Origin of the sequence: Protofrankia sp. Cas8, assembly GCF_963555845.1 — a bacterium.
Classification (GTDB): Bacteria; Actinomycetota; Actinomycetes; order Frankiales; family Frankiaceae; genus Protofrankia.
The window spans coordinates 476-19,858 of the sequence record NZ_CAUVXI010000093.1 but is presented as its reverse complement, the minus strand read 5'-3'; the positions used below and the strand labels follow the sequence as shown (position 1 = coordinate 19,858).

Sequence of the window (19,383 nt, the reverse complement as noted above, 5' to 3'; positions counted from 1 at the left end):
ACTATGCCAACCAGGACCCCCTCAACCAGGTCGACATCGACGGGAACTGGCCGCATTTCCTGGCAGCGATAGGGCATTCGGTCGTTAATTTCTATGCAACGAACTGGTGGGTTCGGGAGGCTACGGGCATTGCAGTCGGCACCGTTGCTGGGCTTGTAGGTACTGCGTTGTGTGGCCCAGCATGCGCAATCGAGGCAACCGCTCTCGCGGGAGCAGGAATGGGCGCGTTGAACTACGGCGTTACTACGAGAAATACGACTACCAAGGGCTATGTAACTTCTGCGGTACGCGGTGGAGTCCAAGCCAGCCTGAACCGGGCTGGCGGAGAATTTACCAGTCGCTGGGTTGGAAGCGCGACCCTTCGACGCGCTCATTGGACCAGGCGGTTGTCCTGGCATAGCTACTGGGTCCGGGCTGGTGTCTATCATCTTCGGCACGGTTGGCTGAGTCGGTAGTGCTGCGCCCGGCCCTCATGGTCGTCGGCATGGGGGACGGGCGGGGTGGCCTCATCTCCCCCAAATGATATAGAATGGTTAGCTGCCTATCAAAGTGGCTTCTAGGGCCGGGAGGTCGAACTGATGAGCATGGATCAGAATTCCATCTACAAGGTCGACCGAATTGCTATTCAGTCATGGAATGGCCTGCCTCGCAGAACGCGTCGTGAAGTAAGAAGATATGCACGAGAAGGATGCTTTCATCCTGAGCCGGTGGTTGCCAAAGTATCTATTGGGTGGGCGAATGCTGTCCTTCGTGAAGTGTCTCGAAAGGAGCGTAAATCAGAACGCGATGCACACCTTGCCTATATAATTTTTTCAGGAATCGTCGATCTTTTCACAGGGGCAAATGGTACTGTTCTCGGTGGCTCTCTGGGCGGTTGGGGGAAATATAGTATTCCTGAAAAAAGGGCTGCTCGGCGAATTATAAACCTGCACGAGAGAAAAATGAATATCGGTCTTTAACTCGGACGGGTTCAAGCAGTCGTTTCGACGCTCCGATACGATTGCACCGCGCCGGCTTTGGTGGGTGGTTCGGAGCGAATTGCATCCGGGCCACTCGCCAGCTGTGGCAGTACGGCATTGTGTTCAACCTGGTCGTAGGGCTACGACGCCGAGTCCAACCGCACGAGTCTGGTCAACCATCCCGACGCGGGCGGTAACCCGACGAGCGGGAACTGCTCGTCGACCACCACTCCCGACTTCACGTTGAACTCCACCTACGATCAGGCCGACCTGCTGACTAACACCGGTTACGGCTATGACCTGTTCGGGCGGACCACCGGGCTGACGGTGGCCGGTGGGGCGTCGGCGAGTGTCGGTTACTACGTCAATGACATGGTCGCCTCCCAGGCCCAGGGCTCGACCAGCCGCAGCTACGCCCTGGACCCGGCCCGCCGCATCCGCTCGTGGACGCAGGGGTCGACGACCTGGACCAACCACTACGCGGCCGCGGCCGGAGACAGTCCAGTCGGGGACAGCCCGGCGTGGATCGGGGTGTCCGACGGCAGCTGGACGCGGAACATCACCGGGATCGGTGGGGATCTGGCCGCGATCCAGTCCAACACCGGCACGGTGACGATTCAGCTGGTCAACCTGCACGGGGACGTCGTCGCGACCGCTGACGATTCGACCACCGTGAGTTCGATTGCCAGTTTCGCGGACAGCACCGAGTTCGGCCTGCCGGTCTTCGCCTCCACCGCGTTTCCCCGGTATGGCTGGCTGGGCGGCAAGGAACGTTCCGCCGACACCCTCGGCGGGCTCATCCTCATGGGTGTCCGGTTGTATAACCCGCTGACCGGCCGGTTCCTGCAGGTCGACCCCGTGGTTGGGGGCAACGCCAACGCCTATGGTTACTGCACTGGCGATCCGATCAACTGCACTGACCTCGACTGCCGGTGGGGCTTCCACTGGCGGTCGATGCTCACGTTTACAGGGCGGCCTCAAGGAGTCAGTGCGTCACATGGCTGGAACATCACGGTCAGCGCTTCGCTGGATACTACGTACTCGGCCATGTAGCGGACAGTATCCGCTCAACGTCAACAATATGAGTGATGATTCGCTGCGGTTGCCCAACCGCGCTACACGGATACAATTTGGATCATGCCAAGGGTTTCGCATTAGTCGTTGGACTTAATTCATTACAGCCCCATAGGATGCTGAGGTTGTCGTCCATCCGTGATGGGAGCTGGCTGGAAACTCACCGATCTCACATTATACAAGTGGTCCACCAGGAGAGTATTCTAGGTGAGAGCTGCAAGAAACAGTAGGCCAGGCAGATGGGGTTGGTGGACGCAAGATGCGATTATGATTCACTTTATCCTCCGCGGATTTATCGCAGGGCTCACAGCGGGGCTCACCGCCGCGGGTGGCCTGCTGTTGATCAATGGAGTGTCGGACGGCAATTGGGAATGGCATCGCTTCGCACTCAACGTAGCGGTGACCATATCAATATTTATTGGCGCATTCGTCGGGATAGGGCGGCGGCAACGCAAATCAGGTGGAACTGCTCCAGACAACAAAGATGCGCAGCCGCATCGACGCTCAGGCCGTGGTGGTAAGAGCGACAGCGCAACAGGGACGGGCTCAGTGGACCGCGGAGGCTCGGGATGATGTGCTACGGAAGGACTCCGGAATCAGCTCAGCCCGGGCACCACTGGCCCGGCGCGGTGGTCCCGGATAGCGCATCCGGGACCGGGTCACCTCGCAGACCGACGCCGACGGCAACACCGCCACGATCGGCTACGACCTCGATGGAAAGGTCACTTCCCGCGCTGACGGGAAAGGCACGGTAACCTACACCTACGACTCGGCCAGCGAGCATCGGGGGCTGGTGACCGCGCTCAACGTCGGCGCTGGCAGCGCCCCGTCGACGTTCGCGGCGTCGTATGACGCGGACGGGAAATTGGTCAGTCAGACCTATCCGAACGGGGTGGTGGCCAGTACCCGGTTCGACAACAATGGCAACCCCCGGTCGTTGTCGTATGCGAAGTCGGGGACGACCTGGTTGACGTTCAACCAGACCCGGTCGGTGTTCGATCAGGTGCGGGCCGATGCCGGCCCGGCGAACAGCACCGGTTACACCTATGATCCGGCCGGCCGGCTGACCCAGGCGGCCGATACCCGTGCCTACGGCGGCCCGGTGATCTGCTCCACCCGGCAGTACAGCTACGACACCGAGTCCAACCGGACCAGTCTGGTCAACCACCCCGATGCCGGGGGTAACCCGACGAGTGGGAACTGCTCGTCGACCACCACGCCCGATTTCACGTTGAACTCCACCTACGATCAGGCCGATCGGCTCACCAACACCGGCTACGGCTATGACCTGTTCGGCCGCACCACGACGCTGACCGTCGCCGGTGGGGCGGCGGCGAGTGTCGGCTACTACGTCAACGACATGGTTGCCTCCCAGACCCAGGGCTCGACCAGCCGCAGCTACGCCCTCGACCCGGCGCGCCGCCTCCGGTCGTGGACGCAAGCCTCGACCACGTCGACGAACCATTACGCCGACGGTGGGGACAGCCCAGCGTGGATCGGGGTTTCCGACGGCACCTGGACCCGGAACATTCCGGGGATCGGCGGGGATCTGGCCGCCATCCAGGCCAACACCTGCACGGTGACCGTCCAGCTGACCAACCTGCACGGCGACGTCGTCGCCACCGCGGATGACTCGACCACCGTGAGCTCGATCGCCAGTTTCGCGGACAGCACCGAGTTCGGCCTGTCCGTCTTCGCCTCCACCGCGTTCCCCCGGTACGGCTGGCTTGGCGGTAAGGAGCGTTCCGCCGACACCCTCGGCGGTCTGGTCCTGATGGGTGTCCGGCTGTACAACCCGCTGACTGGCCGGTTCCTGCAGGTCGACCCGCTCCCCGGCGGTAACGCCAACGCCTACGACTACTGCTCCGGTGATCCGATCAACTGTACCGACATCGACGGCCGGTGGGGCTTCCACTGGCGGTCGGTGCTCACGTTTACAGTTATCGCGGCCGGTGTGATCGGTACTGTTGCGTGCGGGGTGTCGGTTGTATGTGGTGTCGCGGTGGGTATAGCGGCCGGCGCCGCAGCCTACGCGGCGGAGAACGCGGGAACCAGCAACTGGAGCTGGATGGGCGTCGGCGTTGCAGCGGTAGTCGGCGGCCTGCTGGGCGTACCCGTCGCCCCGGAAGCTACAGCCGGCCGCGCCGTCTACCACTCGGGCGTGGGTAGAATTGGGAAGGCAACCCCGGCCGGTTCTTCCATCTGGAAAAAGTTGAAGTCCTACAAGGGGAAGTTCAGGACGAACGGCAAGAGTGGAAAAGTGTGCAAGTATTATAAGTGGGACTATACGCACGGCGATATCGAGGTCTTTGTTTCGCGAGGTAAGCATCTTGGTAGTGCGGATCCTTACACGGTGATATATATAAGCCTCGAGTGAATGGAAGAAGGATGGAATGATAGAGAATGACATTTGTTGACGACGTTCTTAGTGGAAAAGTCACTCTGGATGATATCGATGCGTATAGCGAGGCGTGGGATAAGTCGCCGGGAACAATGGAGTTTCACGAGTACCTTGGGCTTCTCTGGCCTGAATATGCAATGTGGGCCGAAGAGCACGACGTGCTCGAATATGTGATTGAAGCGCGACGTGCAGGCATCGGTCTCCGTGACTTGTTGGAAGCGCGGATGGCGGATGATTCCACCGCTGCTGCGTTATATCGTCTCAGCGAACGCTACGCGGCAAAGTGGCAAGAAGCTGCTAGCGGCTCTTATTTCGCAAGCGGCCCACAAGGGACTGCGGCCACGACCAGGCACTGCTGCGACATGATGACGCGGCAGATTAACTGGCGCTGCGACCAGCACTCTGACCCGTTTGATTGTCCAGATGCTCTTGTGGATTTCAGTGTCAGATTTCAGGAGTACGGGCTGATCATTCATGATGGCGGTACGTCGAACATTGCGATCGCCTTCTGTCCTTGGTGCGGAACCCGCCTGCCGGTGTCTGAACGGCCCCGGGTTCTTTAAAAATTGAACCACTCCGGGTTGTCTGGAGGCTCTGGCCTTCAGTGCTGCTGGCGACGATTACCGGGTAGACCGTGAGCGGGATTGGGCCGTGCTCACGGTCTACCCGGTCCGTTGGTAAGCGTCCGGTCTGATGTAGTGATGATGCCCCCGCCCGAGATGATCGGGTCGGGGGCATCATCACATCCGGGGCCCGGCTCTTCCCCCGTGGGAGTCGGGCCCGCGGACGTTCAGGGGCAGGTCAGAAACGGAATTCGCCGTTCTCAACACCGTCGACGAACGCGGCCCACTCCGCCTTCGAGAAGGCGAGGACGGGTCCGTTCGGGCGGGTCGAGTCGCGGACGACCACTCCGCCGTCGTGCGCTCCGGCTTCCATGCACATCCCTCCGGCGCCGTTGGAGAACGTTGAGATCTGCCAGTCGACGGTGTCCGGGTTGAAACCGGCGAGATCAGGCTTACGGGTACGGGTGTGACTTTCGGACATGGTGATCTTTTTCTGTGGGTGGGGGTTGGTGCACGCGCCGGCCCGCGCCGCACACCCCTGCTGACGAGGGATAGGGGTGGGGCAAGGCGGACCGGCGCGCGATCAGGACGGCCCCTCCTCTCCGGCCGGGGGCGAACGGTACGGCCGGAGAGGAGCTGGGCTCAGACCCCCTGCCGGGGGTGGAACGGGAACGCGATCGGCACAATCCGGCTGTCGATGTTGCGGCTGCGGGCGTGATGATCCGCGGCGGACACGGTTGGGAACGGCAGGAGCACTTCGACCGGTTGCCGGTTGGGTCCGTAGACGATGATCGCGAACAGGACGGCGTCCGCCGGAACATCCGGATGAGCCGGAATTGGCGGTAAGACGTGCCGGCTCATTCGCGCCGCCGCTGGCGGCTGGCGAGTGAAGGGCTCCTGCGGTACCACGACATCCCCCATTCGTGTCCTGTGCGGGCGGCCGGCCGGTTATCGTGCCGACGCGACACATTCCATGACGGTGCGCGACCAGGGGCCACCCGCGTAGGCATGGCGTCACGGGTCACGCACGCCGCACGCACAGACCACGGAGAGGCGCACGGTGGACGATGAGCAGGCACTCGCGCACCTCGCGGGTCGGATACGTCAGCTCCGCGAGGCGGCCGGCATCGTCAACCGGACCGAGCTGGCACGACGGGTACGGTTCGACCGGTCCGCGGTCAGCAAGGCCGAAAGCGGCAAGCACCTCCCGGCGGTGGGCGGCCACCGGACCGGACCCGTTGACCGTCGCCGAGGTTGAGGACCAGGTCGACCAGCACGCGGCGATGTTCACCACAACCGCCCATGACACCCTCGCCCCGAGGGTGTTCGGCACCTGGCGGCAGGCGGAGGGCAGGCTTCGGGAGGCCACCCGGCTGCGCGCCCATCAACGTCTCACTGTGGCCGCGGGCTCCTGCGCCGGACCGCGGCACGGCTCCGTCCCTACCGGGAGTTGCCGCCGGTCCGCGACTTCCACGACGCTCTGTCCGCCCGTCCCCGTCCCCGTCCCCGTCTCGCCTTAACCACCGGGAGCGCCCCGTGACCCTGATCTTTGGACCGCCGTCCCCCGTCCGACCGATCCCCACCGTGGTCACCGAACGGTTGATCCTGCGGGACTGGCGGGCCGAGGACATCGGCCCGTACTCGGCGATGACCCAGCATCCGGACATGTCCCGTCACACCGGCGGCGGACCCATGGACGAAGAGGCGGTGTGGCGACACGCCGCGTTCCAGCTCGGGCACTGGGCGTTGCGCGGCTTCGGTATGTGGATCGTCCGGGAGCGGGCGACCGGGGAGTTCATCGGCCGTGCCGGACTGTACGAAGAGTTGGGCTGGCCGGGTGTGGAGGTGGCCTGGACGGTACGGCAGGACCGATGGGGGCAGGGCCTGGCGCCCGAAGCCGGGATGGCGGCGGTGGAGTTCGCGTTCACCCACGTCGGTGTCGAGCGGGTCATCTCGATCTGCCACCCGGACAACATCCAGAGTCGTCGCGTGATGGAGAAGGTCGGCCTGACCCTGGACGGCGAGTGGTCCCTCCACGGCCGGCCGAGCGTGGTATACGCCATCAGCCGGGCCGAGTGGGATGCCCGTACCCGCGGCTGACCTCGGTCAGGCCGGCCCGTATGGAATGTCTTCCTCGTGGTCGATGTCGGCAACGTGTATGTCACCATCGGTGATGAAAGCTGAAAATATCTTGACTCGAGAAATGAATTCATGCAGAGAGCCGCGATGGTGGAAGCCACTCCTGGTCATCTTATCCGTCGCGGGTGGCGTCCTTGTGTTCATCGCCATTGATGCGGGGGTCGAACCAATATTGGTTACGGCTGTTTCCTTGTCTGCGGGAATCGCTGTCAGGGTATGGCGTCGTACTCGGCGTTGGCAGACCGAATCTGCCACTCGCCATCGTCCATGGTGACGCGTGGAGTGGCCGTTTATCGACGAGGTGGTGGCGGCCTTTCGATGCGCAGGCGAGATCGGCTTGGCCGGAGCCTGGTTCGAACGCAGGTGCGAGCGCAGGAGCGTGCGGATGTCCGGTGCTCCCGAGGTGACGTCGGAGGTGATGGTGCCGTCCGCGGCGACCTGTACCGCCATGGGTGTGCCGTGCACTCCGAACGTGGGTCCCAGGGTGAAGCCCTCGTCGCGCAGGACGGGGGAACGTAGCCTCAACGCTCGGTTCTCGTCGTCGTCCCCGGTTGAGATGACGAGCAACGTCGGCCCGTCGTGGGGTAACGCCGCGTCCCAGTCCTTCAGCTCGTCCAGGATTTCCCGGCAGAAGCCGCAACCCGGATTCCAGAAGAGCAACAGAACCTCCGTTCCGCGAAAGTCGCCGAGGCTGACGGGATGCCCGTTCGAGCCGGGCACCGTCTTGAGCCCGTACCGGACCCGGCTGGGATTCCGCCGACTCCGCGCCCGACTGGGTACACCCGCCCAGCCGGCGACATTCAGCCGGCCCGGTCCGGGGCGGCCCAAGGGGTCGAAGAACCGGCTGAAGGCTCCCTGTCCGCCGCACCGCAAGACCACCAAAACGGACAGCAGCCACCGAAAGTAACCTTAAGAGCGACCGGCAATAGGGGACGCGGCGTCGCGGGGTTCGGGCACGCACCTCGCTGTGTTGTCGTCGGTCGCCACCCAACACCAGGGTGGCTCCCTCCTCCGCCTCGCGAGCTACGTGCCCCAGCCCCGCTCCTTGATCCACGCCCCTATTGCCGGGCGCTCTAAATTCCAAGCTCATCTCGTTGGGCGGGGCTCGGTTGCGTCAGCCGCGACGTACGGCGCAACGCGCCTCCCGAGCGGGCCGGCACTCGCCCGCTGGCGCAAGGCCGTCTATCTCCTAGACGGGTGCCGTCTAGGAGATAGACTGACGCGGTGCGAGCTCGAGAGGTCAACCGGGCGATCGAGCGGGCTGGCGGAGTCTTCGTCCGGCAGGTCGGCTCTCACCGGCGTTACCGCGCGACCTATCTGGGCACGGACGGCCACGCGGCCCGGGCGGAAACCGCCGTGCCGCAACACCCCGGCGATATCCCGACTGGGACGCTGGCGCGCATCGAGGCGGACATGGCACCGGCTTTCGGAAAGAGGTGGCTACGGACATGACAACTACGACACGGACCAGCTACCGGGTCAACGTCACGCGGGAACGGGACGCGTGGCTCGCCGATGTTCCAGACGTCCCCGGCGCCCACACCTTCGCCCGGAGCTTGTCCGCGCTGCGGCGCAGCGTGCAGGAAGTGATCGTGCTCATGACGGACCGGCCCGACGAGGCGTTCGATGATTTCGATCTCGATTTTCGATACGAGATCGGAGACAGCTCCACCGCGGTAGCGACGGCACGTGAGGCGCGTGCCGTCGCCGAGCAGGCCGAGCGGGAATCCGCCGATGCAATCCGGCGGGCGGTCGCAGGTCTTCCCAGCTCACTGTCAGTACGTGATGTGGCCGAACTGCTGGGTGTCTCCCATCAACGCGTCGCGCAGGTGCGGGCGGAGCTTGCCCACGGCACCGCCAGGGTGGCAAGGCGAACATCGACCAGCGGGTGAAGCTGGGCGGAATCAAGCGGTCAAGGCGACACATGCCTTTCCAGCAGATCGTTGAACATGTGTGGCGCACTGACTGCTTGAGGCCGCCTGTCCTTGGCGTTGGCTAACGCGCTGAGGCCGGGTCTCTGCGCCGACGAGTCGCATTCCGATGCCACGGTGGCGCACCAGTGGCCGTTGCCGTTCGCCAACCGCTCCAGCAGATCCATACGGTTGATGATCGCGAAGTTGATCAGGACAGTGTTGTCCGGGAACAGGAGCACGGCCACGGTTCAGAGACCAAGCGCCATGGCGAGATCATCGACGTCCACGTCGGGCACTGTGGGGATGTCGACTTCCAGCGCATCGGGATCGATGCCGAGCATCCAGGCGAGCGTTCCCTTGCCGAGGACCCCGGATGAGATCCCTGTGAGGTGCGCCTCCTGGAGGGAGAGGGGGAATCGACGCTGGGCGGCCGCGTCCATGCGTAGGGTGATCTCGTCCTCGCTCGAGTCGGACGCCCAGTAATGGCGCAACAGTCGCTGGGTCGTCTGTCCGGCCCAGGTCCGCACGACTGTGGGCAGGTGGCCGTTCAGAGCGTTCAGGCGGCGGGCGAGGGCGTCGGTGGACACTCCCCACTGCCACACGAGCCCAGCCAGCCCGACGGCGTCCAGGTGCTCCCAGTCGATCGCGGCGAGCGACTCGCGGGGGAGCAGAAGGTCCGCGGCGAACGCGTTCGCCGCGGCTTCGTGCCGGTCCCGCTCTGCGTCGGAGAGCTCCTGGTCGTGGTGGCCCCCGACGAGGTGGCCCAGCTCATGCGCCATCGACCAGTTCTCCCGGAACCAGTTCCCGGTCGCCGGGAGCGCGATCACGCGGTGCCCACCTGTGGTGAACGAGTACGCGGTGGACAGGTCGGCGACCCGCACGACATCGACGCGGAGCCGGTTCTCCAACTGTTCTGCGAAGGGCCGCACGAAATTCTCACCCAGCGCCGATCTGACGTCATCGGGGCTCGCCGGAAGGGCCGGTGCCTGCTGCGGTTCGGGGTAGGTCTGCCGGTACGCGAGGGCGATGTCGCGCAGCACCTGCTCGTCGGCATTGCGTCCGGGTATGTCCCGATGGCCCGTCGCGTGGTCGAACCTGTGACGCGCGGCGACGACGAGCCGATGTGGGTCAGACTTTCCGGTGATCAGCCAATGGATGTCCGCATTCAGCAGGTCGGCCAGGCGCGCCAACTCGATTGAGGAGAAGGCACGCTTGCTGTTCAGAGCACGTGAGAACGCATCGGGAGTCATCCCGATGTTTTCTGCGATGTCCCGGTGTCGGGTGGTGGGACGGACCCGCGCGATGTGCTCCAGCATCCGGTCGCCGATGCTCTGCATGGGAGCATGATACCTGTACTGTTGGGAAAATCCCAACCGAACGCGCCCGTTGCTCACACTGGTGAGGCGCGACGATCAAACGACGGGAGGACGCCCTTTCGGACCTGGCGAACCGGCCGTCGGCTGCATGATCGTGGTGGTGGGCGACGTCTAGCTTGAGAGAGATACGTCGATGCGGACGACCAGTACCACGAGGCGTGCGTGGAGGTGGCCTGGACGGTATGGCGGGACCGGTGGGGGCAGGGTCTGGCGCCCGAGGCCGGGATGGCGGCGGTGGAGTTCGCGTTCACCCGCGTCGGTGTTGACTGGGTCATCTCGATCTGCCACCCCGACAACATCCAGAGCCGTCGGGTCATGGAGAAGGTCGGGCTGGCCCTGGACAGCGAATGGTCGCTACACGGCAGGCCGAGCGTGATCTACGCCATCAACCGTGCCGAGTGGGAGACGCGTACCGGCGGCTGTGACTCCGCGCGGTCAGCTCCCGGCCAGCTATGATGTTGCTATGACGGAGATGCCGCTTCCCGAGGGCGAACGACTCACCGAGGTCGCCCGCGAAGCTGCCGTGTCAGGACAGGTCGTGTTCCTGACCGACCGGGGCCGCCGGCTTGCCGCGATCGTTCCGGCCGGCCTGGCGGAACTACTCGAACGTGTTGGCGGGACGTCGCCCGGTCGGCGGGTTCTCGCCGCGCGGGCCGCGGGCAGGAGCGGCCGTCACGACGTCTCCGAACGAGTCGAAGAAATCCTGCGCAGTGAGGCGGCGTCGTAGCGCTTGTCGTCGACGCGGGTCCGCTCTACGCCTACGTCGATGCGGACGACCAGCACCACGAGGCGTGCGTGGAGTTGCTCGAGACCCATCCAGGTCCGTTGGTGGTCCCCACCCTCGTGATCACTGAGGTCGTCTACCTTTCTGCCTGAGCCTGCGGGCAGCGTCGCCTGCCTCGGTCGGTCAGGTCGGTCAGCGGTTGTCGGCGACTACGTGCCCGGCGGCGATCGTGAGGGTGACCAGGTCGGCGGACAGCGTCCGCAGCGCGATGCGGCCGGGTGCTGCGAGCAGGCAGAGGTCGGCTGGCGCGCCCGGGACGATCCGTCGCGAGGGCCCGCCGGGTCGGTCTGCGTCGCCGAGGTACAGGGCGAGCGCGGTGGCGGCGTCAACCGCTTCGTCCGGGCCGATCGGGCTGCCGGCCGCCGTGCGCCGGGCCACCGCGGCCCGCATCGACGACCATGGGTCCAGGTCGCCGAACGGAGCGTCGGTGCCCGCGGCGACGGCGACTCCGGCGCGGCGCAACCCCGCGCAGCGGTACAGCCACGGCAGGTCCTCACCGTCGACCTCGCGCAGGTACTGTTCGCCACGTTCGGCGATGAAATGCGGCTGGGTGACGACGGTCAACCCGCGCCCGACGAGCTGATCCAGCAGATCGGGTGGGATGACGGCGCCGTGCTCGATGCGGTCACCCGGGTGACCGGCCCCCGGTTCGTCGTCGGCGGCTTGGAGGACGGCGAGGGTGAGGACGAGGGCGGCGCGGGTCACGCAGTGCACGGCCACCGCCCGTCCGGCGGCCCGCGCACGACGCACGAGCGCAACCAGCTCGTCGAACTCGACCGGCTCACCGTCGTCAATCACGATCTTCACTGGTCCCAGCCGGAGACGCGGGTGGGCCGGCGCTGCGAGCTCGGGGCCGCCGGTCAGGGTCAGCAGTTGCGGGAGGTCACCGCGGGTCACGGCGGCGGTGAGCAGTTCGACCTCGGCCGGTCCGGTGCCGACGGTGGCATCGGTCACGCCGGTGACGCCGAACCCGGCCAGCCCTCGCCCGACGGCCGCCAGATCAGGTGTCGGCGATGGCGGAAGGCGCTCGCGCAGCCAGCCGTCCAACCGGAACAGCCGGCCGTCGGGACGTCCATCCGGGCCGCGTCCTGCTCCGGGCGGTGCGGCGGCAGGCGCGGCGCCACGAGCGCCGGCATGATCGTCAATGCCGATCGCGGCGACGGCGGCGGAGTTGAGCATCCACAGTGCCCCGGAGCGGTGCTGCACCCGCACGGGAACGTCGGCAACCATGGCGTCGAGATCGGCTCTGGTCAGCGCGCCGGCAACGCTGTCGTGATAGCCGACGCCGCGGATCCAGCCACCGGGTTGGACCGTTGCTGCGGCTGCGGCTGCGGCTGCGGCTGCGGTTGTGGTTGTGGTTGCGGCCGCGCGCAGGGCCGCGGCCAGTTCCTCGCGGTTGCGCACGGCCGGCGGACCGCAGCGCACCGAGCCGTCGGCCGCAGCCACCGCGAGTAGATGGATGTGATGGTCATGCAGGCCGGGTACGAGCATCCCGCCACCCGCCTGCACGACACGTTCGCCGGGTTCGCGGGACAGCTCCGGGCCGACGGCGGCGATCCGGTCACCGCGGAGCCGCACGGACATCCCGGATCGTCCGTTGATTTCGGCGTTGCGGATCAGCATCGGGTCACCCCGGTCGGGATCCGGCCAGCTCCGCGAGGACGCGTGCGGTGTCCGCGCCCAACGTCGGCGCCGTGCCGGGCGGCGTCCGGTGGCGGGGCAGTAGCACGGGCGCCCGGGTGCCGGCGGCGTCCACGAACCATCCGCCGGTCCTGTCTCCGTCCAGACCGGGGCCGGAGTCGGAGTCGGAGTCGGAGACGGGAGACCACCGGGCGCCCGGGTCGCGTCGGGGGAGTCTCGGACGGGTCCCGAGCAGCGAACCCGCCGCCTCCCGCAGGGCGATGTCGACATGATGGCCGCCGCCGCCGACCACGCACGCGAGCGCCGCGACCGCCGCGTACAGGCCGGTCACCGGGTCTGCAACGGCGTCGGCGAGGAACATCGGCGTCCCGTCCGGCCCGACCGCGACCAGGCCGGCGGCGGCCGCGGCGTCGTCACCGAAGGCCACCCGCTGGCACCACGGGCCGCTCCGGCCGTATCCGGTGATGCTCACCCAGGTCAGCGTCGAATGCCGGGCGAGCAGCTCGGCCGGGTTGATACCGAGCTGGGTCAGCGCCCGCGGTCGGGACGCCTCGATCACCACGTCGGCCCGGCCGATCAGCCGGATGAGGGCCGCCCGGCCCTCGGACGTGTGCAGGTCCAGCGCGACGCTGTCGTGGCCGGCATGCAGCAGGTCGAAGAACATCTTCGGCCCGGACCGCGCCCCGTCCGGACGCCGGACGCTCTCGACCTTCACGACGCGGGCCCCGGCGAGCCCCAGCAGATGCGCGCACAAGGGGCCGGCCCACAGCGACGACAGGTCGACGACGAGGATCGGTTTCGTCGACGGGACGGGTCGGTGGCCGGTCCCGGGCGGTACGCCGCCGATCGGTACGCCGCCGGGCGGTATGCCGTCGAGGAGGAACGGGGCGAACGGGAAGCGCTGGCCACGGGCGCGGGCCTGCTCGTCGTGGGCCGCGGACTCCGGCTGTGCGACCTCGGCCACGGGCAGGCCGAGCAGCTGCCCCTGTTCGACCACACATCGGGCGGACAGCCTGGCGAACGCGGTCGTGACCGCATCCCATGGCCCCACCGGATGGTTCTGATAGTGATCATCGCCGGCGATCGACAGCCACGCCGGCAGCAGGTCCAGGTCCGAAGCGCGGGCCAGGTTCACCGCAACCCAGCCGTCCCGGGTGGGCAGCAGGCGGGCGGCGCCGCCGGCGGAGCGACGTCCGCCGCGGGTCAGCCCGCTGATCGCGGCCCGTTCGCCGAGCAGCGCCCCGGCGTCCACATCCACTCGCTGGCCGCGTGTCGCCGCGAGCAGCCGGAACACCGTCATGGCGCCGTCCAGGCGCTCCATGATCGCCACGTCGGGCGCGAGCGGTGCGCCGTCCGCCGGACCCGTCAACGCCATGGCGCCCGATCGTGCCCAGGCCAGTGCCGATGGCGGATCCACCGTCGGGGCCGGGTCGATCACGTCCGCCGGCGGGTCCTCGGCCGCCTGCCGGTGGACGACCGTCGCGCCGAGGCCATGCAGCAGTTCCCGCGCGGCGAACCACATCCCGGCGCCGCCCTGTGTTTCCTGCTGTAGGTCGGTCGGGGCGGCGAGGAAGGTCAGCCCCGCCAGCGGGAGGCCCACCGCGCCACCTCCCATCCGGATGCCCGTCTGGAGGCTATCGGGAGCCCGGTTGTCCCCGCATCCACCACCGGCTCACCGGCTACCGTGTGCCCGTGCCGCTCCCGTCCGGTTCCCAGCCAGCATCTGCCCAGCCAGCATTGCTCAGCCCGGTACCACCGGTCGACCTCTTCCCGGTGGACGTGGCGGCAGACCTGGTGGACGCGGTGTTACCGGCCGATCTCCTCGACGTCCTCGGCGGCGTGCCACTGCTGGCGCTTGAGTTGACCGACACCGATTCCCCCGGCATGACCGCGGCGCTGGAGCGGTTGGTCCGGGCGCGCCCGCCGGTCGTGATCGTCGGGGTGATCGATGGCGGGAAGCTGCCCACCGGCCTCGCCGTGGGCGCGCCGGATGTCCTGCTCACGGCAGGACCGGGGGAGATCGCGACGGTGGCCGCGCGGGAGGGAACGCCCGGTGCGGTCGAGGTGGACGACGTCGGCGCTGCGTTGGCGAGCCTCACCGCGAAAGTCCGGGCAAACCCACGTGCCGCAGTCACTCTTGCCGGCCTGCTGCGGCTGACCACGGGGTTGTCCCCGCTCGACGGGCTGGTCGCCGAATCGCTGGCGTATTCGACGCTGCTGGCTGGGCCGGAGTTCGCCGCCTGGCTCGCCCGGCGCGGCCCGATGCGCCACCGCGACAGCGCCGAGCCGGTGCGGGTGCGTCGGGTCGGTGGTCAGTTGCGCCTCACGCTGAATCGGCCCGAGGTCCGCAACGCCTACGACACCGCGACCCGCGACGCGCTCGTCGCCGCGTTGCGGGCGGCGCGGTCCGACAGGGGCGTCACCGAGGTCGTCCTGGACGCGGCCGGGCCGGCGTTCGGCAGCGGCGGCGACCTCAGCCAGTTCGGTACGGCACCTGATCCCGCGACCGCGCACACCGTCCGGGTCGGCGCCAGCGCGGCCGCGGAGATCGTCCGGTTTCCCGGCCGGGTCAGCGCCCACGTGCACGGGGCGTGCGTGGGCGCGGGCATGGAGCTGCCCGCCTTCGCCGACCATGTGGTCGCGTCCCGGGACGCGGTGTTCGCGCTGCCCGAACTCGCGATGGGCCTGGTGCCCGGGGCCGGCGGCACGGTCAGCATCACCCGCCGGGTGGGCGCATCCCGGACCGCGTGGCTCGCCCTGACCGGTGCGCCCCTGGACGCGGTGACCGCTGTTCGCTGGGGCCTCGTCGACGAGCTTGTCGAGGCTTGATCCGAGGCTTGATCCGAATTTTCGGCAGGTGCGCGCGGACGTTTCGGCGCCTACTATGTGGACATCCTATTATCTGTTGTCCAACTACCGGCGGCGGCACGTGCCTGCCGCGGGGCTCGGAGGTCAGACGGATGAGTGCAGCCGACCGGTCCGCCCTGCATGTGCCGACCAATCCGGTGCGGATCGTCACCGCCGCTTCCCTGTTTGACGGGCATGACGCGGCGATCAACATCATGCGCAGGATTCTGCAGTCGCAGGGCGTCGAGGTGATCCACCTCGGCCATGATCGTGGCGTCGACGAACTCGTCACGGCCGCGGTCCAGGAGGACGCGAGCGGGGTGGCGCTGTCGTCCTACCAGGGTGGCCATGTCGAGTACTTCACGTATCTGGTGGAACGGCTGCGCGAGCGCGGCGCCGGCCACGTGCGGGTGTACGGCGGGGGAGGGGGCGTCATCGTCCCCGAGGAGATCGCCCTGCTGCACTCCCGTGGCGTCGCCCGGATCTTCTCGCCTGAAGACGGGCAGCGCCTGGGCCTGCCCGGGATGATCAATATGATTGTCGCCGCCTGTGACACCGATCTGGCCGAGCAACCCCCGCCGCTGTCGGCGGTCCTCGCCGGTGAGCAGGCCGCGCTCGCGCGGGCGATCACGGTACTTCAGGCCGGCAGGTCGCCCGAACTCGCGGCGCAGCTCCGGGCGGCGGCGCGGCCCGAGGTCCCCGTCCTCGGCATCACCGGGACGGGCGGGTCGGGAAAGTCCTCCCTCACCGACGAGCTGCTGCGCCGCTTCCGCGTCGACCAGCAGGACAAACTGCGCATCGCCGTCATCGCGGTAGACCCGACCCGCCGCCGGGGAGGCGGCGCGCTGCTCGGTGACCGCATCCGGATGAACGCGCTCGGTGATGCCGAGGGTGCGGCCACCATCTTCTTCCGCTCCCTGGCGACCCGGGGTGCCGGCGGCGAACTGCCTGAGCGCATCGGTGACGTGATCGCCGCGTGTCGGGCCGCCGGCTACGACCTGGTCGTCGTCGAGACACCGGGTATCGGGCAGGGCGACGCCGGGATCGTCGACCTCGTCGACGTCTCGCTCTACGTGATGACACCCGAATACGGCGCCGCGTCCCAGCTTGAGAAGATCGACATGCTCGACTTCGCGGACGTCGTGGCGATCAACAAGTTCGAGCGGTCCGGGGCGGATGACGCCCGCCGCGACGTCGCCCGCCAGCTGGTGCGCAACCGGGAGGCGTTCGGTGTGTCCTGGACGGACATGCCCGTCTTCGGGACGAGCGCGGCCAGGTTCAACGACGACGGCGTCACCGCGCTCTACCAGCACCTGACCGGTCTACTCGCAGCCAAGGGCCTGCCACTGGCGGCCGGAGTACTACCCACGGTGACGGTCAAGGCGTCCTCGGGGCTTGCCACCGTGGTCCCATCGGCCCGCGTCCGGTACCTGGCGGAGGTGGCCGAGACCGTCCGCGCCTACCACCAGCGCAGCGCTGAGCAGGCCGAGGTGGCGCGGCGGCGCCAGCACCTGCTGACCGCTCGGCGTGAACTCGCCGCCGCAGGTCACGATCAGGGTGCGCTCGACGGCCTCGACAGCCTGCTGGACGATGCCGAGAAGGCCCTGGACCCGACCATCGGGGCACAGCTGGAGAGCTGGCCGGCCACGGTGGCGGAGTACTCCGGCGACGAACTCGTCTACACGGTGCGGGGAAAGGACATCCACACGCCGCTGCGTCGGGTCACCCTCTCGGGCACCTCGATACCGCGGGTGGCGCTGCCGCGCATCAGCGACCACGGCGAACTCGTCCGCTTCCTGCAGGCGGAGAACCTGCCCGGCCGCTTTCCGTTCACCGCCGGGGTGTTCCCGTTCAAGCGGGCCGGCGAGGCACCCGCGCGGATGTTCGCCGGTGAGGGCGACCCGTTCCGGACCAACCGGCGGTTCCATTACCTTTCCCGGGGGTCGGCGGCCACCCGGCTGTCCACGGCGTTCGACTCCGTGACGCTCTACGGCCGCGACCCGGCGCCGCGTCCGGACATCTACGGCAAGGTCGGCACCTCCGGGGTGTCAATCGCGACCCTGGACGACATGTCGGAGCTCTACGCGGGCTTCGACCTGTGCTCGCCGACGACGAGCGTCTCCATGACGATCAACGGCCCGGCGCCGACGATCCTCGCGATGTTCCTCAACGTGGCCGTGGACCAGCGCCTCGACGCGTTCCGGGCCGACCAGGGCCGCGAGCCCACCACCGAGGAGGCCGCGGGCATCCGGGCGCACGCACTGGCGACCGTGCGGGGCACCGTGCAGGCCGACATCCTCAAGGAGGACCAGGGCCAGAACACCTGCATCTTCTCGACCGAGTTCGCGCTGCGGTGCATGGCGGACGTGCAGGAATGGTTCATCGCCCACGGCGTCCGCAACTTCTATTCGGTGTCGATTTCCGGATATCACATCGCGGAGGCCGGGGCGAATCCGATCAGTCAGCTCGCCTTCACCCTCGCCAACGGTTTCACCTATGTGGAGGCCTACCTCGCCCGCGGTATGGCGATTGACGACTTCGCGCCGAACCTGTCGTTCTTCTTCTCCAACGGGCTGGACGCGGAATACACGGTCATCGGTCGGGTCGCCCGGCGGATCTGGGCGGTGGCGATGCGCGAGCGTTACGGCGCGTCGGAACGGTCCCAGATGCTCAAGTACCACGTGCAGACATCCGGGCGGTCTCTGCACGCGCAGGAGATGGACTTCAACGACATCCGCACGACCCTGCAGGCCCTGTGCGCCATCTACGACAACTGCAACAGCCTGCACACCAACGCCTATGACGAGGCTGTGACCACCCCGACCGAGCATTCCGTCCGCCGCGCCCTGGCCATTCAGATGATTATCGACAACGAATGGGGTCTGGCGGGCAACGAGAACCCGTTGCAGGGCTCCTGTGTCGTCGATGACCTCACCGATCTCGTGGAGGAGGCGGTGCTGGCCGAGTTCGAGCGGATCTCCGAGCGTGGCGGCGTGCTCGGTGCGATGGAAACCGGTTACCAGCGCGGTCGCATCCAGGACGAGTCCATGCTGTATGAGCAGCGCAAACATGACGGCACGCTGCCGATCATCGGGGTGAACACGTTTCTCGACCCGGCGGCCGACGCCAACCCGCGCGGCCCGGTGGAACTCGCGCGTGCCACCGAGGACGAGAAGCGCTCCCAGCTGGCCCGGCTCGCCGACTTCTCGGCCCGGCACGCGCAGGAGGCGCCGGCGGCGCTACGCCGGCTGCGGGAAGCCGCAGCCGCCGGCCAGAACACCTTCGACGTGCTCATGGACGCGGTCCGCTGCTGCTCGCTCGGCCAGATCAGCGACGCGTTCTTCGAGGTTGGCGGCCAGTACCGGCGCAATGTCTGATTCATCTGACAGGAACTGATCATTCGGTCAGGTGGTTCGGCTTCGGGCGGTGCTGGGGGACGGGCGGTGCTGGGGGACGGGGCGGTGCGGGGAGAACGGTGTGCGCGCCGCCTTCGGTCAACTACGCTGGGCCGGAGCCGCGTGTGTCCGAGGTTGTCAGGAGTCATCTGCCCGTGTCCTCCCCGAAGCCGCTGCCGTTCGACCCCATCGAGGAGGCACGGCGGCAGTGGACGGCGCACGGGTGGGCACAGGCCGCCGACGGCATGGCTGCGGTCACCTCCGTGATGCGGGCGCAGCAGATCATCCTCG

General features: G+C 67.4%; 18 protein-coding genes and 3 pseudogenes. 14 read left to right on the top strand and 7 right to left on the bottom strand.

All coding sequences use genetic code 11. From position 1 onward, the window contains the following. Positions 1 to 578 precede the first annotated feature (578 nt). From U9977_RS14820 to U9977_RS14805, 4 genes are all read left to right on the top strand, one after another. The gene (locus tag U9977_RS14820) at positions 579 to 959 is read left to right on the top strand and encodes a hypothetical protein (protein WP_322749839.1); all 381 of its coding nucleotides are present in this window, start codon (positions 579 to 581) and stop codon (positions 957 to 959) included. A 243-nt stretch (positions 960 to 1,202) separates the two neighbouring features. Further along, complete coding sequence (locus U9977_RS14815) at positions 1,203 to 2,012, top strand: RHS repeat-associated core domain-containing protein (protein WP_322749838.1); 810 nt, start codon at positions 1,203 to 1,205, stop codon at positions 2,010 to 2,012. An 814-nt stretch (positions 2,013 to 2,826) separates the two neighbouring features. Continuing rightward, the gene (locus U9977_RS14810) at positions 2,827 to 4,410 is read left to right on the top strand and encodes an RHS repeat-associated core domain-containing protein (RefSeq protein ID WP_322749837.1); all 1,584 of its coding nucleotides are present in this window, start codon (positions 2,827 to 2,829) and stop codon (positions 4,408 to 4,410) included. Between the two features lie 26 nt (positions 4,411 to 4,436). Then, positions 4,437 to 4,997 (top strand): DUF6980 family protein, encoded by a 561-nt coding sequence (locus U9977_RS14805; protein WP_322749836.1) that lies wholly within the window; start codon positions 4,437 to 4,439, stop codon positions 4,995 to 4,997. Between the two features lie 238 nt (positions 4,998 to 5,235). Here U9977_RS14805 and U9977_RS14800 read toward each other — a convergent pair whose 3' ends face one another. Then, positions 5,236 to 5,478, bottom strand: a complete 243-nt coding sequence (locus U9977_RS14800) for a DUF397 domain-containing protein (protein ID WP_322749835.1) — start codon at positions 5,476 to 5,478, stop codon at positions 5,236 to 5,238. A gap of 161 nt (positions 5,479 to 5,639) precedes the next feature. Next, a complete protein-coding gene (locus tag U9977_RS14795; protein WP_322749834.1) occupies positions 5,640 to 5,858 on the bottom strand; it encodes a hypothetical protein in 219 nt (72 codons plus the stop codon). Positions 5,859 to 6,057: 199 nt separating this feature from the next. Between U9977_RS14795 and U9977_RS14790 the strand changes: the two genes are divergently transcribed. Beyond that, entirely contained in the window at positions 6,058 to 6,255 is a 198-nt protein-coding gene (locus U9977_RS14790; RefSeq protein ID WP_322749833.1) for a helix-turn-helix transcriptional regulator, read from the top strand. A 278-nt stretch (positions 6,256 to 6,533) separates the two neighbouring features. Continuing rightward, entirely contained in the window at positions 6,534 to 7,097 is a 564-nt protein-coding gene (locus tag U9977_RS14785) for a GNAT family N-acetyltransferase (RefSeq protein ID WP_322749832.1), read from the top strand. Positions 7,098 to 7,103: 6 nt separating this feature from the next. Here U9977_RS14785 and U9977_RS14780 read toward each other — a convergent pair whose 3' ends face one another. After that, complete coding sequence (locus tag U9977_RS14780; protein WP_322749831.1) at positions 7,104 to 7,856, bottom strand: TlpA disulfide reductase family protein; 753 nt, start codon at positions 7,854 to 7,856, stop codon at positions 7,104 to 7,106. A 504-nt stretch (positions 7,857 to 8,360) separates the two neighbouring features. Between U9977_RS14780 and U9977_RS14775 the strand changes: the two genes are divergently transcribed. Both U9977_RS14775 and U9977_RS14770 read left to right on the top strand, forming a co-directional pair. Then, on the top strand, positions 8,361 to 8,588 hold the full coding sequence (locus U9977_RS14775; protein ID WP_322749830.1) for a type II toxin-antitoxin system HicA family toxin: 228 nt from the start codon (positions 8,361 to 8,363) through the stop codon (positions 8,586 to 8,588). After that, positions 8,585 to 9,028 (top strand): hypothetical protein, encoded by a 444-nt coding sequence (locus U9977_RS14770; RefSeq protein ID WP_322749829.1) that lies wholly within the window; start codon positions 8,585 to 8,587, stop codon positions 9,026 to 9,028. The genes U9977_RS14775 and U9977_RS14770 overlap by 4 nt, the downstream gene beginning before the upstream one ends. Before the next feature lie 20 nt (positions 9,029 to 9,048). On the opposite strand, the gene U9977_RS14765 is transcribed toward U9977_RS14770, so the two are convergent. Both U9977_RS14765 and U9977_RS14760 read right to left on the bottom strand, forming a co-directional pair. Then, positions 9,049 to 9,294, bottom strand: a complete 246-nt coding sequence (locus tag U9977_RS14765; protein ID WP_322749828.1) for a hypothetical protein — start codon at positions 9,292 to 9,294, stop codon at positions 9,049 to 9,051. A 3-nt stretch (positions 9,295 to 9,297) separates the two neighbouring features. Then, on the bottom strand, positions 9,298 to 10,386 hold the full coding sequence (locus U9977_RS14760; RefSeq protein WP_322749827.1) for an XRE family transcriptional regulator: 1,089 nt from the start codon (positions 10,384 to 10,386) through the stop codon (positions 9,298 to 9,300). Positions 10,387 to 10,581: 195 nt separating this feature from the next. Here U9977_RS14760 and U9977_RS14755 point away from each other — a divergent pair. The 3 genes and pseudogenes from U9977_RS14755 to U9977_RS27035 form a co-directional block, all read left to right on the top strand. Then, positions 10,582 to 10,881 (top strand): annotated as a pseudogene (locus tag U9977_RS14755) (GNAT family N-acetyltransferase); the annotation flags it as partial. Between the two features lie 7 nt (positions 10,882 to 10,888). Next, positions 10,889 to 11,152, top strand: a complete 264-nt coding sequence (locus tag U9977_RS14750; protein ID WP_322749826.1) for a hypothetical protein — start codon at positions 10,889 to 10,891, stop codon at positions 11,150 to 11,152. 17 nt (positions 11,153 to 11,169) lie between these two features. Continuing rightward, positions 11,170 to 11,301: pseudogene (locus tag U9977_RS27035) on the top strand (VapC toxin family PIN domain ribonuclease); the annotation flags it as partial. A 40-nt stretch (positions 11,302 to 11,341) separates the two neighbouring features. On the opposite strand, the gene U9977_RS14745 reads toward U9977_RS27035, so the two are convergent. Further along, the gene (locus U9977_RS14745; RefSeq protein ID WP_322749825.1) at positions 11,342 to 12,832 is read right to left on the bottom strand and encodes an amidohydrolase family protein; all 1,491 of its coding nucleotides are present in this window, start codon (positions 12,830 to 12,832) and stop codon (positions 11,342 to 11,344) included. Between the two features lie 4 nt (positions 12,833 to 12,836). After that, positions 12,837 to 14,450: a CoA transferase gene (locus tag U9977_RS14740; RefSeq protein WP_322749824.1), complete on the bottom strand. Its 1,614-nt coding sequence runs from the start codon at positions 14,448 to 14,450 to the stop codon at positions 12,837 to 12,839. Between the two features lie 92 nt (positions 14,451 to 14,542). Here U9977_RS14740 and U9977_RS14735 point away from each other — a divergent pair, with 92 nt between their 5' ends. From U9977_RS14735 to U9977_RS27030, 3 genes and pseudogenes are all read left to right on the top strand, one after another. Next, positions 14,543 to 15,679, top strand: a complete 1,137-nt coding sequence (locus U9977_RS14735; protein WP_322749823.1) for an enoyl-CoA hydratase/isomerase family protein — start codon at positions 14,543 to 14,545, stop codon at positions 15,677 to 15,679. A 131-nt stretch (positions 15,680 to 15,810) separates the two neighbouring features. Then, a complete protein-coding gene (gene icmF / locus U9977_RS14730; protein ID WP_322749822.1) occupies positions 15,811 to 19,074 on the top strand; it encodes a fused isobutyryl-CoA mutase/GTPase IcmF in 3,264 nt (1,087 codons plus the stop codon). Between the two features lie 173 nt (positions 19,075 to 19,247). Then, positions 19,248 to 19,383 (top strand): annotated as a pseudogene (locus U9977_RS27030) (MarR family transcriptional regulator); the annotation flags it as partial.

What these genes read in the sequence shown, in the direction of transcription:
- U9977_RS14745 (WP_322749825.1), bottom strand. Translation starts at nt 12,832, where the DNA reads ATGCTGATCCGCAACGCCGAAATCAACGGACGATCCGGGATGTCCGTG.
- icmF (WP_322749822.1), top strand. Translation starts at nt 15,811, where the DNA reads ATGAGTGCAGCCGACCGGTCCGCCCTGCATGTGCCGACCAATCCGGTG.
- U9977_RS14760 (WP_322749827.1), bottom strand. Translation starts at nt 10,386, where the DNA reads ATGCAGAGCATCGGCGACCGGATGCTGGAGCACATCGCGCGGGTCCGT.
- U9977_RS14800 (WP_322749835.1), bottom strand. Translation starts at nt 5,478, where the DNA reads ATGTCCGAAAGTCACACCCGTACCCGTAAGCCTGATCTCGCCGGTTTC.
- U9977_RS14770 (WP_322749829.1), top strand. Translation starts at nt 8,585, where the DNA reads ATGACAACTACGACACGGACCAGCTACCGGGTCAACGTCACGCGGGAA.
- U9977_RS14820 (WP_322749839.1), top strand. Translation starts at nt 579, where the DNA reads ATGAGCATGGATCAGAATTCCATCTACAAGGTCGACCGAATTGCTATT.
- U9977_RS14750 (WP_322749826.1), top strand. Translation starts at nt 10,889, where the DNA reads ATGACGGAGATGCCGCTTCCCGAGGGCGAACGACTCACCGAGGTCGCC.
- U9977_RS14805 (WP_322749836.1), top strand. Translation starts at nt 4,437, where the DNA reads ATGACATTTGTTGACGACGTTCTTAGTGGAAAAGTCACTCTGGATGAT.
- U9977_RS14795 (WP_322749834.1), bottom strand. Translation starts at nt 5,858, where the DNA reads ATGAGCCGGCACGTCTTACCGCCAATTCCGGCTCATCCGGATGTTCCG.